General features: G+C 63.8%; 13 protein-coding genes. 9 read left to right on the forward strand and 4 right to left on the reverse strand.

Annotated features, from left to right (window positions below; genetic code table 11):
- Position 1: 1 nt before the first annotated feature.
- The 3 genes from AB7290_RS28545 to AB7290_RS28555 are packed head-to-tail and all read right to left on the reverse strand — an operon-like array spanning position 2 to position 2783.
- Positions 2–478: an aromatic-ring-hydroxylating dioxygenase subunit beta gene (locus tag AB7290_RS28545; protein ID WP_085401719.1), complete on the reverse strand. Its 477-nt coding sequence runs from the start codon at positions 476–478 to the stop codon at positions 2–4.
- Positions 475–1815 (reverse strand): Rieske 2Fe-2S domain-containing protein, encoded by a 1341-nt coding sequence (locus AB7290_RS28550; RefSeq protein WP_085401720.1) that lies wholly within the window; start codon positions 1813–1815, stop codon positions 475–477. Before AB7290_RS28550 ends, AB7290_RS28545 begins: the two co-directional genes overlap by 4 nt.
- 17 nt (positions 1816–1832) lie before the next feature.
- Positions 1833–2783: a PDR/VanB family oxidoreductase gene (locus AB7290_RS28555; RefSeq protein WP_085401721.1), complete on the reverse strand. Its 951-nt coding sequence runs from the start codon at positions 2781–2783 to the stop codon at positions 1833–1835.
- Between the two features lie 445 nt (positions 2784–3228).
- Here AB7290_RS28555 and AB7290_RS28560 point away from each other — a divergent pair, with 445 nt between their 5' ends.
- Positions 3229–4152, forward strand: a complete 924-nt coding sequence (locus AB7290_RS28560) for a catalase (RefSeq protein WP_085401722.1) — start codon at positions 3229–3231, stop codon at positions 4150–4152.
- A gap of 8 nt (positions 4153–4160) precedes the next feature.
- Here the strand turns inward: AB7290_RS28560 and AB7290_RS28565 are convergent, their stop codons facing one another.
- A complete protein-coding gene (locus tag AB7290_RS28565) occupies positions 4161–5090 on the reverse strand; it encodes a helix-turn-helix domain-containing protein (protein WP_085401723.1) in 930 nt (309 codons plus the stop codon).
- 449 nt (positions 5091–5539) lie between these two features.
- Between AB7290_RS28565 and AB7290_RS28570 the strand changes: the two genes are divergently transcribed.
- From AB7290_RS28570 to AB7290_RS28605, 8 genes are all read left to right on the forward strand, one after another.
- Positions 5540–6493, forward strand: coding sequence for a helix-turn-helix domain-containing protein (locus AB7290_RS28570; RefSeq protein ID WP_085401724.1), 954 nt, complete (start codon positions 5540–5542; stop codon positions 6491–6493).
- A gap of 52 nt (positions 6494–6545) precedes the next feature.
- Positions 6546–7496, forward strand: a complete 951-nt coding sequence (locus tag AB7290_RS28575) for a helix-turn-helix transcriptional regulator (protein WP_244623229.1) — start codon at positions 6546–6548, stop codon at positions 7494–7496.
- 101 nt (positions 7497–7597) lie between these two features.
- Positions 7598–7891: a hypothetical protein gene (locus tag AB7290_RS28580; protein WP_085401726.1), complete on the forward strand. Its 294-nt coding sequence runs from the start codon at positions 7598–7600 to the stop codon at positions 7889–7891.
- Between the two features lie 116 nt (positions 7892–8007).
- Entirely contained in the window at positions 8008–9213 is a 1206-nt protein-coding gene (locus AB7290_RS28585; protein ID WP_085401727.1) for an NAD(P)/FAD-dependent oxidoreductase, read from the forward strand.
- A gap of 79 nt (positions 9214–9292) precedes the next feature.
- A complete protein-coding gene (locus tag AB7290_RS28590; RefSeq protein WP_085401773.1) occupies positions 9293–10090 on the forward strand; it encodes an acetoacetate decarboxylase in 798 nt (265 codons plus the stop codon).
- Between the two features lie 33 nt (positions 10091–10123).
- Positions 10124–11299: a DUF3734 domain-containing protein gene (locus tag AB7290_RS28595; protein ID WP_085401728.1), complete on the forward strand. Its 1176-nt coding sequence runs from the start codon at positions 10124–10126 to the stop codon at positions 11297–11299.
- A gap of 32 nt (positions 11300–11331) precedes the next feature.
- Entirely contained in the window at positions 11332–12480 is a 1149-nt protein-coding gene (locus tag AB7290_RS28600) for an HlyD family secretion protein (protein ID WP_085401729.1), read from the forward strand.
- 83 nt (positions 12481–12563) lie between these two features.
- Positions 12564–14180, forward strand: a complete 1617-nt coding sequence (locus AB7290_RS28605; RefSeq protein WP_085401730.1) for an MDR family MFS transporter — start codon at positions 12564–12566, stop codon at positions 14178–14180.
- The last annotated feature ends 32 nt before the right edge of the window (positions 14181–14212 follow it).

Raw genomic sequence — 14212 nt, forward strand, 5'->3', positions numbered from 1 at the left:
CTCACATGAAAAGCTGGATGTTGCCGAACGGCGCGTCGAAATTGACGAGATCGACTCGCTTGAGCTTGATCTTCAGGGCATCGCCGACCTCTACGAATTCGTGCGACGCCCATCCCGAATACCGCTCCAGCAGATCACCGCGGGTCTCGGTGTAGATATAGGACGTCCGCGCCTTGTAGACGCCCGCAGCCGGGTCGCACGCCACGATCCGCGGTGCCTGGAGAAGATGATGGCAACGGCTCTTCGGCTTCTGGCTGAAGGTCCGCTCGCCGGAGAGCCGCTCGACGCGGACCTTCAGAAGCAGCAGATCCTCGTACATCAACGAGGGCTGGAGCACCGGATCCTGCTGCTGCCATTCGAGCGGCATCCAGTAGCGCCCTTCGGGGTGAAACAGATCGAGCCAGGCCTGCCATTGCATCGTGTCGAGCAGCTCGGCTTCCAGATAGATGAAGTCCGTGATGGCCTTCTCGTCGATCATTCCGCGGCCTCGGCACGCTTGTCCATGTCCATGGTCATGAATTTCGACCAGGCATGGAACTGGTTTCGCATCTGTCGCTCCGACGTGCCGTTGATCACGGCCGTGACGTCCTGCTCTTCATGGCTCTCGTAGAGGCGCCGCAGATTGACCCATTGGTTGCCGTTCGACTTCAGTCCTTCCTGCGCCCGCTCGTACATTTCGAGATCGTCGTGCCCGACGATCGAGGTCGGCGCGTTGATGAAGCGGTTGTACATCAGAGCCCGCTCGTAGAGCTTGTCCGGCGCGCCGACCAGGCGATAGACCCAGCTCTCAACCAGCGTCCTGTCGACCGCGATCGGGATGAAATTGCGCAGGATCTGCACGGCGCCCTTGACCATGATGTTCGGGAAATACACGGTGTTGTGCCTGACCTCGCCGAGGATCTCGTGCGCCCGCTCCTCGCCATAGGCCGCGACCATCTGGCCGACATAGCCTTCGATGTCCGAATAGTTGGAATGGATGGAGTTGGCGACGCCGGTATGGCCGTGGCCGTTCGGCCAGATCCTGATGCCGCTCTGCTCGTAGAACTCGTACGGGCTCATGAAGGGACCGTAGAGCTGCACCGCCATCGGCGTCTCCGTGGAATCGCCCTGCTCGCGCTTCCAGACCTTGACCGCGGTACCGGCCGAGCTCTCATGCGCCACCATCGGATGGCAGGTGTCGGTCTGGTTCTCGACCAGCATCTTCCAATTGCAGGTGTGCATGTAGCGGATCGGCGTCGCCTGGACAGCGAGCTTCCCCTCCGGCGAGCGGTCGACCATGTTGTCGATGGTCGAAAGGCTTTCGCCGAAATAATCCTCGAAGGACACGCCGTCGTCGCTCAGGCGGGCGAAGATGAAATCGCGATAGATCACGACGTTCCTGACCTTCGACAATCCCTCATTCGCTTGCGTGTCGCCAAAGCCGGTGCTCTCGTAGCCCTTTTTCAGAGGGATCGCGAGCAGCGAGCCGTCGGTCTTGAAAGACCAGGCGTGATAGGGGCAGCGGAAGAACTTTCCGGTGTTGCCGCAGGGCTCGGAGGCGATCTTCACGCCCTTGTGCGGACAGCGGTTGTAGAAGACGTGAATGGAGCCGTCGGTGTGGCGGCTCGCCAGCACCGGCTGACGGCCGATATTGGCTGTGATGAAATCGCCGGGCTTTCCCAACTGGCTCGCGTGCCCGACATAGATCCAGCTGTTCGGGAACAGGTGCTCCATCTCGAGCTCGAAGATCTCGGGGTCGACATAGACGTCGCGATGCACCTCGGCCTCGCGCACCAGCGCCGCGATCGCGTCGGCATTCTGTCCGTATTTCGCCATGACGTCCCTCGCCTCCCCTAGAGATCCAGCACCAGACGTTCCGACTTCGCGCGTGATACGCAGATCTGCATGACCTTGTTGGACGCCTTCTCGTCGTCGCTGAGGATGACGTCGCGATGGTCGGGCACCCCTTCGATCACGCCGCACTGGCAGATGCCGCAATCGCCGCGCTGGCAGTCGTAGAGCACGTCGAGACCCGCGGCCTCCAGCGCCTGGATGATGGTCTGACCGGCCGCCACGCTGACGACCTGCCCGGTCGATTTGAGCTCGACCTCGAACGGCAAGTCGGCCGAGGACGATTGCTCGGCCTTGAAGAGCTCGTAGTGGATACGGTCTGCCGGAATGTCCCTGCCGAGCGCAACCGCCTTCACCGCTTCGATCATGCCGGCCGGACCGCAGGCGTAAATGTGGGCGTTTGCAGCGGCATCGCCGAGCGCCGCTGCGATGTCCAGGCGGGACTCGTCGCTGTCGTAGTGGATGGACAGGCCCTTGGCGCATATCTCCTGCAGGTGCGGCAGGAACGCGAGCAGGCCTTGCGTGCGGCCCGCATAGTGCAAGCGATACGGGCTTCCTCGGGCCGCGAGTTTCGCCGCCATCGACAGGATCGGCGTGACACCGATGCCGCCGGCGAACAGCAGCGCGGGCGCCGCTCCCTCATGCAGATGAAAATTGTTGACCGGCGCCGTTGCCTTCACGACATCGCCGATCTTCAGCGCGTGCATGAACTGCGAGCCGCCGGTCGATGCCTCCTCGCGCAGCACCCCAAGCGCCAGCATACCTTCGGGAAGGCCCGGCAAAGCCATCAGCGAGTACGGCCGGTCGCCTCCATTCGGGAGCGCCACGCGGATATGTGCACCCGCCTGCCATCGCGGCGCGACGCCGTCCTCCACGCCAAACACAAGGCTCCGTATGAACGGCGTCTCCGCGGCATACGATCTGACCTTGAGCTTGAGCGGATGCGTGTCCATTCAGGCATCTCACGAATTATATGAATTTGCATATTTTTAGACATGTAATAATTAGCTGTCAATCGCCGGCGCGGGCTCAGGCTCGGATTGCAGTCCCAGGCACGTCTCGTTGGTGCAGGACGGTTGGCACGGCCCCTCCGAGGTTGCCCACGCCTCAGCAGATCACTCCGAAGAACGGCCGGCCGTGCTTTCAATGGACTTTGCTGCCCGTGCACACGCCGCCTTTGAGCGCCCGCCCCGATCCATCATGGGCCGTGGGAAGATTTCAACTCAAGCCATTCATTTTGCTGAGATATTCCATCGCCGACGACCTGCCGACGCCGCGTTCAGTGCCCTGGTGACCGCGCAAGAAGACAGCAATCGCGCTGCAAGCACAGCAATCGCTCTGGAGCGGGGAAGCATCCACGCCGCTAACGGTTGAGGGGAGCAAATCCAAGACCAAGCCATGTCCCTGTCCCCGAGCGGCACCGCCACACCCGCCTCCATTGTCGAGGCTCAGAAAGCCGTTCTGGGCAATCCACCCAAGGCACGCGCGAGCTTTGCCAAAGGCCGCTGCGTCAGGGGGACCTACATCCCTTCGGATCGGGCCGACGAGGTCACGAAGTCGCGGAGCTTCACAACACCATCGCGCGTGCTGGCGCGCTTCTCGGTGGACGGCGGTCCCCGCGAATCCGAGACCAGGGATCTCACGCTGCGCGGCTTCAGCTTCAGGCTCGGCAACGACGAGCATCGCTCCGACATCCTCACACAGAGCGCTCCGGTTCATTATGCGAGGACGCTCGATCAAATGCTGGCATTCCTCACCTCGCGCATGCCCGGTCGCGACGGAAGGCCGGACCTGGAGAAGATCAAGGCCTTCTCCACCGCCAATCCCGAAACGCTGCGTCAGGCGAACTACATCGCCGCGCATCCGCCTCCCCCGAGCTTTGCCGGCACGACCTACTGGGCCGTCCACGCCTTCCCCGCAACGAATTCGAAGGGCGAGACGCAGTTCATCAAATTCAAGGTCGTCCCGGTCGGTGGCGAACTTGCGATGATCGAGGGCAAGGCCAGGACGACGTCCGCCGACGTCCTGCACAACGATCTCAAAGGAAGGATCGCGACACGCGATATCCGGTTCAGCCTGATGGCGCTGCTCGGCCGTCCCGATGACCCGACGCAGGATGTCACGATCCGGTGGCCGGATGAGGACAGCCGGGAAGCCGTACGGCTCGGAACGATCGTGATCACCGCGATCGAAGCGGACGAGACGTGCGATACTTCCGGCTTCGATCCGGCAAATCTTGCGGAGGGCATCGGTTATCCGCCGGACGAGATCTTCGCGGCGCGCCGCGCCGCCTACGCCGGTTCACTGGCGCAGCGCCGCTGATCGGACGATCACGTCTCGCTGTCCCTGATGCCAAGCGCTTCGCGGCGCCATGCCGCCGGGCTGACGCCCACCTGCGCCGAGAACACCTTCGTCAAATGGCTTTGATTGGCGAACCCGACCGAGATCGCAATCTCGGACAGCGGCAGGTCGCGCAGGGTCATCAACTGCTTTGCCGCCTTTACACGCTGGCGGAGCAGCCACTGGTGAGGCGGAAGGCCGGTCGAGATTCGAAACGCGCGGGAAAAATGGCTAACCGAGAGACCAAACTCGGCCGCGATCTGTTGCAGTGAAAGCGTCCCGCCGAGATCCGAGTCGAGCCTTTCGCAGGCTCGCCTCACCTGCCATGGGGAAAGACCGCCCCGGGCCGCATCCGCGACGCGCTGCCATCCGCCATAGGTCTGGGCAATGTGGGCCGTGAACGCGAGCATCATGTGGTCGATGAAGAGCTGGTTGGCCTCTGCCGGACGACGCAGTCCTTCCAACATCAAGGCGCCGATATGGCGCATGATCTCGTCGTCATGGCCGAAACCATACCGGCACGCGAGGTCGCCAATGGGCGGCGTGCGGGCTTCTCGCGCGATTCCGTCGAGCGTCAGACGAGGAAGATAGAAATGGACGGAATGGAACGGCTTGTCGATGACGAAGCGCGGATCGTGCCGGAGATCGTACAGATAGGTCGTACCGGCTCTGACATTCGTCTTCGCAAAGCACTTGCCGTGCTCCCAGAGCTCGCAGTCAGGATAATCCTGCAGCTTCAGGCTGACGAGATAGGCGTCGTCGGCAAGCGAGCCGGAAAGACCCTCGACCGGCTCACTGTTCAGGGTTTCGGTGACCGCAACGTCGACGCCTCGCCGCGACCGCGTGATCAGCGAAGGCGGCGCATCCGCCAGGCTCAACTGCCGCTTGACCCTCTGTCCGAAGGTGCCCGCCAGTGCCATTCGATCGACCCATCCGTGGAATTCTGACCAGGCAACCCATCTGACTGCCGTCGCCCTGGAGGTCGGTAGCATTATCCGCTTCGGAGTACGGGGGTCCAGTCGCGTCGCGGCGTGATTTGCGATTGCGACGGGGCGCCGCGGCCGATTGTGGCAAAGCCATTTTCAGAAGCGATTTCAACATCTAATGCGTAAATCGTGAGCTTGATTCTCCGCAGTCGTCCAGGGATCGCCGATCACAAGATCTCGCGTCCGAGCGCTTTGAGCAGAATCAGGACAAGCACCGCGGTTTCAGGAAAGACCCCGTAGTCCCACGTGCCTAGAAAACCACACCGAGCGCTCGCGGCGCGCTGCGGCACCCGTACGGGCGCAAAAGAAGCGATGGCTTCACGCCGGGCGCGCAAATCGCGCTCAGCGCCGCGAGTGCAAGGCCCCTGAGACGAGCACGTCCAATGAGCAAACCGATCTCGCACAATTCTGCGCGTGAAAATCCTCCGGCCGCATCCGAGCCAAGCCAAGGCCAGTCGTCGGCGACCGGGCGGCGTGCCGCTGACGCCGAGATGGCGCGTGTGCTCCACACCGAACCATTTCGCGTGGCATTGGACTCCTCCGGTGCCGGGATCGCCCACTGGAAACACGAACCCTTGCACGACGTCGTCGAGCCCATGAGCCATCACGTCATCATGGCCTATAACGGAGCGGTGCAGCACATGGAGCGGCGCTCAGGACGGTCCGTTGCGATTGGAACGTTTCGTCGCGGGGCTGTGATCATCATTCCCGAAGGATCGAGCTCCCGATGGGATATTCCGAAGCCTGTCGACGTCGTTCAGCTCTATCTCCCCCACGCAACGCTGAAACGCGTCGCCGACGAAGCCGCGAGCGGCACATCGAGCGAACTCCTGGAGCGAACGGCGCATCCTGATCCCATTACGTCCCGATTGATCCTGAGCGCGGTCAACACGCTGGAGAGCAATGCGGCCCTGGACACGCTGTTCAGGCATCAGTTGATCGACCTCCTGGCGATGCGTCTCCTGGTTGCCCATACCGGCTCGCAAGCCCCATTCCAGCCGACCATCGGTGGGCTTTCGCCCAAGGTCCTGGCCCGTGCCATCGAACGCTTGCGCTCGGACAGCGATACCGACGTCTCCCTCGATGCCCTCGCCTCCGATGCCGGTCTGTCGCGCTTCCACTTCTGCCGCGCATTCAAGGAAAGCACCGGGCTCTCGCCTCACGCCTGGCTGCGCCAATACCGGCTCGAGCAAGCCATGAACCTGCTCCGCGATACCGACACATCGATCGCCCTGGTTGCGGCAGAGCTTGGTTATGCCTCGCAAACGGCCTTCGCCGCGGCGTTCAAGCGATTGAACGGCGAAACGCCGAGCGATTGGCGACGACGCGTGCGTTAGCAGCAATCGCTCCGCGGGTCCCGAAGTGCCTTCCGAACGCGAGACTAACTCCATGGACAAGCCAATCCTGCACGATCCTTTGGGGGCTCTGCTTGCCGCACCCGTTGCGCGCCACAGCGACTCGCCGAACGTCGAGCGGCGGCGTGCCGATGTGGAGATGGCGCGCATCCTGAAGACCGCGCCGCTCCAGATGGCCTCGGACCCCTCCAATGGCGGCATCGCGCATTGGAAGCACGGCGCTCTGCACGACGTCGTCGAGCCCATGACCGACCACGTCATCATGACGTACCCCACAGGCGTTCAGCGCCTGGAGCGACGCGCCGGAAAATCGGTTGCGATTGGAACGGCCCGTTCCGGAGTCGTGACGATCATCCCGGCTGGTTCGAGCGCCAGATGGGATATTCCCGGTCCTGTCGATGTCGTCCAGCTGTATCTTCCGCACGCAACGCTCGAACGCGTCGCCCGCGAAGCCGACGCGCCCATTCCCGGTGATCTTCTGGAGCGAACCGGGCATCTCGACCCTGTCACATCCGGACTGCTGATGAGCGGGGCGGATGTGTTGGAGGGCAACGCGGTTCTGGATGCACTCTTCAGGCAGCGACTGACCGATATCATCGCCACGCGCATCCTGGCCGCGCACATCGGCGAGCCGACCGCCATCGAGCCGATCATAGGCGGGCTGGCTCCCCAAGCTCTGCGACGCGCGATCGAACGCTTGCGTTCGGACAGCGATTCCGACGTCTCTCTTGCGGCGCTCGCTTCGGACGCCGGCCTGTCGCGCTTCCACTTCTGTCGTGCTTTCAAGGAAAGCACCGGTCTTTCGCCGCATAGCTGGCTGCGCCAGCACCGGCTCGAGCAGGCCATGAACACGCTGCGCGACACCGAAATCCCGATCGCCACGGTGGCGGCTGAGCTTGGCTATGCCTCTCAAACCGCCTTTGCCGCCGCGTTCAGAAGATTGACGGGAGAAACGCCGAGCGATTGGCGACGTCGCATGCGCTAAGCAGCAATCACTCTGCAGGCAGAGCAATCGCTCTGGCGCAACTGCAGGTCCGCTCCGCTAAATGATCAGGGTGCCCTCGATCCAATAGACGGAGACGAACAATGACCTGGAAGAACTTCGTTAGTCCGGTCAAACTCGTGCCGCGACGAAGGATGGCCGCAAGCGCCATCATGTACGGACTTTCATTGGCCGTTCGCTTCACCTCGGCAACCGGCGAGGAAGTGGAAATACCGGCGCAGTCCGTACACGACGCAAGTCCGGTGATGCCCATCATCGACAGGGATGGCGGCCAGCTCCCGTACGCCGATTGGCGTCCGAACGCCATCGAGCCAATTTTCTTTCGGCACCGCTGGCCGCCGCCGATGGCTTCGATGCCAGGCTGCCCCTCTCCCTGAGAATTCGCGATCTCGCGTCACGTCTTCGCGTCATCGGTCTCGACGATCCGCCACGAGAGTGGCGGCGGCGATGACGCGCCCATGCCCGGAAAGCTCAATCCACAGGAGATCATCAAATGCGACTCGTCATTATCGGCGCCGGCTTTGCCGGCATGTACGCCGCACTTTCCGCCGCGCGCCTGCGGGACATTCAGGGCGCTTCGCCCGAACAACTCGAGATCGCGCTTGTTGCACCGGAGCCGACGCTCGTGGTTCGGCCCCGCCTCTACGAAAGCAAGCCCGAGACCCTGACGGCACCTCTGCAAGACGTGTTGAAGGCCATCGACGTCGTCTACGTGCAAGGCAGCGCCGGGACCATCGATACCAAGTCTCGTGCGATCGAGCTCGTCACGGCCGAAGGCACGAAGCAGACTCTCTCCTACGATCGGCTGGTCGTTGCCACCGGCAGCCGGCTTTTCCGACCGAACATCCCCGGCATCGCCGAGCACGCCTTCAGCGTCGACAAGCTCGACGATGCGATTGCGCTCGAGCGGCATCTCCATGATCTGGCCGATCGGCCTGCAAGGAACGGACGCGATACGGTCGTCGTGGCCGGCGGCGGGTTCACCGGTATCGAGACGGCGACGGAGATGCCGGCGCGGCTGCGTGCGGTCCTCGGCAAGAACTCCAAGGCACGCGTCGTCATCGTCGATCGCAACAGTACGATCGCTCACGATATGGGCACAGATTCCCGCCCCGTCATTGAGGATGCGCTGCGCAAGCTTGGCGTGGAGACCCGTCTCGGCACCGGTGTCGCGTCGCTCGACAAGTCTGGCGTCACGCTTTCCAGCGGCGAACACATCGAGGCGGAGACCGTGATCTGGGCCGCGGGCATGCGCGCCGCTCCTTTGACCGCGCAGATCCCGGCCGAGCGCGACAATCTGGGCCGCCTCCTTGTCGACCGCGACTTGCGAGTGCCGGGCGTGGCCGGCGTCTTTGCCACCGGCGATGCCGCCAAAGCAGCGTGTGACGACGTCGGCAACCACGCGCTGATGTCGTGCCAGCATGCCACGCGAATGGGCGCGTTTGCCGGCAACAATGCCGCTGCCGAACTTTTGGGTGTCGCGACCAGGCCTTATCACCAGAAGGCCTACGCCACCTGCCTCGATCTGGGAGAAGCCGGCGCGATCTTCACGCGAGGCTGGGATCGGAAGCTCGAGCTCGTCGGCGACGAGGCGAAGCGGACCAAGCAGCAGATCAATACTGTCTGGATCTATCCGCCCCGACCGGAACGTGCGGCCGCGCTGGCCTCGGCCGATCCGGAGCACGTCGGCGAGGTGTAGCTGCCTCGCGCGAAACCGGGCCGCGTCGACCGTGCGCGAGCCCGGCCCGATCACCCCATACCAACCGGAGCCGACCATGATGAAACACGAAACCGTGCGCGCGAGCGCGTTCGCCATGCCACTGACCAGCCCGGCTTTCCCGCCCGGCCCCTATCGCTTCATCAATCGCGAATACTTCATCATCCAGTACCGGACAGATCCCGAGGCACTGCGCCGGATCGTGCCCGCACCACTCGAAATCACCGAACCGGTGGTGAACTATGAGTTCATCCGAATGCCGGACTCGACCGGATTTGGCGACTACACCGAAAGTGGGCAGGTCGTTCCGGTGTCCTATCAGGGCAAGGCCGGCAGCTTCGTCCACCAGATGTTCCTCAACGATCATCCGCCAATTGCGGGCGGGCGCGAGCTCTGGGGCTTTCCCAAGAAGCTGGCGCAGCCGAAGCTTGAGGTCGAGACCGACACCCTGGTCGGCACCTTGAACTACGGCTCGGTCCGCATCGCGACCGGCACGATGGGCTACAAGCACCGGGCCCTGGACGCCGCGGCCGAAGCAAAAAAGCTCGCCGCACCGAATTTCCTGCTCAAGATCATTCCGCATGTCGACGGCACGCCGCGCATCTGCGAGCTGGTGCGCTTCCATCTCGAAGACATCACCGTGAAGGGCGCCTGGACTGGGCCGGCAGCGCTCGACCTGTACTCGCACGCCCTTGCCCCCGTCGCCGAACTGCCGGTGCTCCAGGTGCTCTCGGCCAAGCATATCGTCGCCGACCTGACGCTCGGGCTCGGCACCGTGGTCCACGACTATCTGGCCTCGAGCGAAATCGTGCGGCGGCGCGGATCCTCCGAAACCCTGGTCGACGCGAATGCCGGCTGATCGACATCATCCGTACCATCGGGAGTCCTCAAAATGCTGAACGTGATGCGCGAGCAAACCAATCCTGTGCCGCAGCGGAGCAATTCGCTGCCCTACGATGTCGTCGCCCTGGTGTTGCAAGGCGGCGGCGCACTCGGCGCCTATCAGGCCGGAGTCTATGAAGGCCTGCACGAGGCCGGCATCCGGCCGAACTGGCTGGCCGGCATCTCGATCGGCGCGCTCAACGCCGCGATCATCGCGGGCTCGCCCGAAGGCGAGCGTGTTGCACGGTTGCGCGAGTTCTGGGAAACCATCTGCGCGTTTTCGATCGAGTGGCCCGCCGGCGAAGGGCTCGCCAACGCCCTGCCGTTTGCGTTCGACATCAACTCGGTACGCAACGCGATGGCGGCGGCGCGGGCCTTGATCCATGGCCAGCCTGGCTTCTTCAAGCCACGCTTCCCCTCGCCGCTCTGGTCACCGTTCTCGGGCGACGCCGCGACCAGCTTTTACGATACGGCCCCCCTGCACCGGACGCTGGAAAGGCTCGTCGACTTCGACCGGCTGAACTCGGGCGACGTGCGCGTCAGCGTCGGCGCGGTCAACGTCCGCACCGGCAACCTGACCTATTTCGACACCGCCGAGCGCCGGCTGGGACCGAAGCATTTCATGGCATCGGGCGCGCTGCCGCCGGGCTTCCCCGCCGTCGAGATCGAAGGCGAGCACTATTGGGATGGCGGCGTGGTTTCGAACACGCCTTTATCCCGCGTGCTGTCCGGCGAGCCGTGTGACACGCTGACGTTCCAGATCGATCTCTGGTCGGCCAAGGGCCACGTTCCCCACGACATGATGGAAGTGTCGAGCCGGCAGAAGGACATCCAGTATTCGAGCCGCACACGCGCCGTGACCGACCAGGTGCTGCGGATGCAGAAGATGCGTCAGGCCTTGCAGCGCACGATCGCGAAATTGCCGGACGCCGCCAGGCACGATCCCGAGATCCGCGCGATTGCGGAGATGGCGCGCCATCGTTGCTACAACATCGTGCACCTGATCTATCAGACCAAGATCCACGAGGGCCATTCGAGGGATTACGAGTTCGGGTTGAGCGCGATGCGCGCTCACTGGCAGAGCGGACTGGACGATATCCGCCGCACGCTGGCCGATCCGCGACGCCTGGACCCGCCGGCTCCCGAGCTCGGCATCGTCACCCACGACGTCCATCGCCGCGACTGAATCTCACCGCCCACCTCGTTTCGGAGAATACCATGTCTTCCATTCCCTATGCTCCCGAGCAGGACGCCAAAGCCAGCCTTCGGCCGTCCGGGCAGGCGATCAGGCGGGCCGCCCTCGCCTTGGCACTGGCCCTGGGCGTCGTCGCCGCAGCCGAGTTCGGCCACCACTATCTCACCATCGGCCGCTATCTGGAGACCACGGACGACGCCTACGTGAAGGCGGATTCCACGATCATCTCGCCGAAAGTGTCGGGCTATATCGCGCAGGTCCTGGTCGGCGACAACGAAATGGTGAAGGCCGGCCAGTTGCTGGCAAAGATCGACGATCGCGATTTCCGCGCCGCGCTCGATCAGGCCGGCGCTGACGTCGCCGCATCCGACGCCGCTGTCCGCAATCTCGATGCACAGCTTGCCCTGCAGCAGCCGATCATCGAGCAAGGCACGGCCGATGTCGCGGCCGCCACGGCCAATCTGAACTTCGCGCAGGAAGAGCAGGCCCGATACGACGGGCTGATGAAGACGGGCTCCGGTACGGTGCAGCGCGCGCAGCAGACCGACGCGGCACTGCGCGCCGCCGCCGCGCAATTGCAGCACGCCAAGTCGGGCCTGCTCGCGGCCGAGCGCAAGGTCGACGTGCTCTCCACCGAACGCGCCAGGGCAGTCGCGCAGCGCGACCGCGCCCGCGCGGTCGAGCAGCAGGCGGCATTGAACCTCTCCTACACCGGCATCATCGCGCCGGTCGACGGCACCGTCGGTGCGCGCTCGCTCCGGGTCGGGCAATTCGTCCAGGCCGGTACGCAGTTGATGGCCGTCGTCCCGCTCGATGCCGTGTACATCGTCGCCAATTTCAAGGAAACCCAGCTCACCCATGTGCGCGGTGGCCAGCCCGTCGAGCTGACCATCGACAGCTTCCGCGGCACCAGACTGCAGGGCCATGTCGACAGCCTGTCCCCGGCAAGCGGCCTGGAGTTCGCGCTGCTGCCGCCCGACAACGCGACCGGCAACTTCACCAAGATCGTCCAGCGCATGCCGGTGAAAATCGTCCTCGACGACCGCAGCCTGACCGGCCTGCTCCGTCCCGGCATGTCGGCCGAGCCGACCATCAACACCAGATCGGCGGCGATCGCCGAACGCGAAAGCAAAAAGCGTCTCGCATCGCAGCGCCCCGAGCCTCGCAGTTGAATGAACACGCGTCCCTGGCGGTTGTCTCCTCCCGGACAGTCCGCTCAGGCAATGCTTCTCTCGCAAGCGACGAGCAGACAACCATGACCACACTGCAACCGGCCATCGATGCCGTGCCCGCCGGCGAAGACGAGCGGTCCGTCATCACACCGACTCCGGCGGTCTCCGCCAAGACCTGGATCGCCATCGCCGGCGCCACGCTCGGCGCCTTCATGGCGGTGCTCAACATCCAGATCGTCAACGCTTCGCTGGCTGACATCCAGGGCGCGATCGGAGCCGGTATCGATGATGGCGGCTGGATCTCGACCTCCTACCTGATCGCCGAGATTGTGGTGATCCCGCTGTCCGGCTGGCTCGCGCAGGCGTTCTCGATCCGCATCTATCTCCTGACCAATGCGACGTTGTTCCTGGTGTTCTCGGCGGCCTGCGCGCTGGCGCAAAACCTGTCGCAGATGATCGTGTTGCGCGCCGTTCAGGGCTTTACCGGTGGCGTGCTGATCCCGATGGCGTTCACGCTCATCATCACGCTGCTGCCAAAGGCGAAGCAGCCGATCGGGCTGGCGCTGTTTGCGATCTCCGCGACCTTTGCGCCCGCGATTGGGCCGACCATCGGCGGCTATCTCACCGAGAACTGGGGCTGGCAGTACATCTTCTACGTCAACCTGGTGCCGGGCGCGGTCATGATCGGCTTGCTGTTCGTCTCGCTCGAGTCGCAACCGATGAAGCTGTCGCTGCTGCGCGAGGGCGATTGGGCCGGGATCGCCACCATGGCGATCGGTCTCGCCGCGCTGCAGACCGTGCTCGAGGAAGGCAACAAGGACGACTGGTTCGGCTCGCCGTTCATCGTCAAGCTGTCGATTGTCGCGGCGATCGCGCTGTCGGCCTTCCTGTGGATCGAGCTGGCGGCCAGGAAGCCGCTGCTGAACCTCCGCCTCCTGGCGCGTCGCAATTTCGGCTTCGGTATCCTCGCCAATTTCCTGCTCGGCATCGCGCTCTACGGCTCGGTCTTCATCCTGCCGGTCTATCTATCGCGCATCCAGGGCTACAACGCCGAGCAGATCGACATGGTGCTGGCGTGGACCGGGCTGCCGCAGCTGTTGCTGATCCCGCTGGTGCCGCAACTGTTACGGCGCTTCGACGCGCGGCTCATCATCGGTGTCGGCTTTGCGCTGTTCGCAGCCTCCAACTTCATGAACATCTCGATGACCAACGACTACGCCACCGACCAGCTCTTCTGGCCGAACGTCGTCCGCGCCTTCGGTCAGGCACTGGTGTTCGCCCCGCTGTCCGCTGTCGCGACATCGGGCATCGAGGCGGAGAACGCGGGTTCGGCCTCGGGCCTGTTCAACATGATGCGTAACCTCGGCGGCGCCGTCGGCATCGCGCTGCTGCAGACGCTGCTCACCAAGCGCGAGCAATATCACTCCAACGTGCTGACGCAGTCGGTCTCGCTGCTGGAGCAGGCCACACAAGCCAGGCTCGAGAAGCTGACGCAGTATTTCATGAACCACGGCGTGACCGATCGCATCGACGCCGCTCACCGCGCCTATGTCGCGATCGGCAAGATCGTGCAGAAGCAGGCTTTCATCCTGGCTTTCGGCGACATGTTCTACCTGCTCGGTGTCGCGCTGATCGTCGCACTCGCCGCCTCCATGATGCTGAAGAAGCCCGGCCAGATCGAGGCCGGCGGGACCCACTAGTCCCCCACCCCACCTGACGTCGAAAGGAACTC

Origin of the sequence: Bradyrhizobium sp. 613_E4_N2_2, from assembly GCF_052075995.1 — a bacterium.
Classification (GTDB): Bacteria; Pseudomonadota; Alphaproteobacteria; order Rhizobiales; family Xanthobacteraceae; genus Bradyrhizobium; species Bradyrhizobium barranii.

What these genes read in the sequence shown, in the direction of transcription:
- AB7290_RS28590 (WP_085401773.1), top strand. Translation starts at nt 9,293, where the DNA reads ATGAAACACGAAACCGTGCGCGCGAGCGCGTTCGCCATGCCACTGACC.
- AB7290_RS28560 (WP_085401722.1), top strand. Translation starts at nt 3,229, where the DNA reads ATGTCCCTGTCCCCGAGCGGCACCGCCACACCCGCCTCCATTGTCGAG.
- AB7290_RS28595 (WP_085401728.1), top strand. Translation starts at nt 10,124, where the DNA reads ATGCTGAACGTGATGCGCGAGCAAACCAATCCTGTGCCGCAGCGGAGC.
- AB7290_RS28565 (WP_085401723.1), bottom strand. Translation starts at nt 5,090, where the DNA reads ATGGCACTGGCGGGCACCTTCGGACAGAGGGTCAAGCGGCAGTTGAGC.
- AB7290_RS28585 (WP_085401727.1), top strand. Translation starts at nt 8,008, where the DNA reads ATGCGACTCGTCATTATCGGCGCCGGCTTTGCCGGCATGTACGCCGCA.
- AB7290_RS28575 (WP_244623229.1), top strand. Translation starts at nt 6,546, where the DNA reads ATGGACAAGCCAATCCTGCACGATCCTTTGGGGGCTCTGCTTGCCGCA.
- AB7290_RS28580 (WP_085401726.1), top strand. Translation starts at nt 7,598, where the DNA reads ATGACCTGGAAGAACTTCGTTAGTCCGGTCAAACTCGTGCCGCGACGA.
- AB7290_RS28555 (WP_085401721.1), bottom strand. Translation starts at nt 2,783, where the DNA reads ATGGACACGCATCCGCTCAAGCTCAAGGTCAGATCGTATGCCGCGGAG.
- AB7290_RS28550 (WP_085401720.1), bottom strand. Translation starts at nt 1,815, where the DNA reads ATGGCGAAATACGGACAGAATGCCGACGCGATCGCGGCGCTGGTGCGC.
- AB7290_RS28545 (WP_085401719.1), bottom strand. Translation starts at nt 478, where the DNA reads ATGATCGACGAGAAGGCCATCACGGACTTCATCTATCTGGAAGCCGAG.
- AB7290_RS28605 (WP_085401730.1), top strand. Translation starts at nt 12,564, where the DNA reads ATGACCACACTGCAACCGGCCATCGATGCCGTGCCCGCCGGCGAAGAC.
- AB7290_RS28600 (WP_085401729.1), top strand. Translation starts at nt 11,332, where the DNA reads ATGTCTTCCATTCCCTATGCTCCCGAGCAGGACGCCAAAGCCAGCCTT.
- AB7290_RS28570 (WP_085401724.1), top strand. Translation starts at nt 5,540, where the DNA reads ATGAGCAAACCGATCTCGCACAATTCTGCGCGTGAAAATCCTCCGGCC.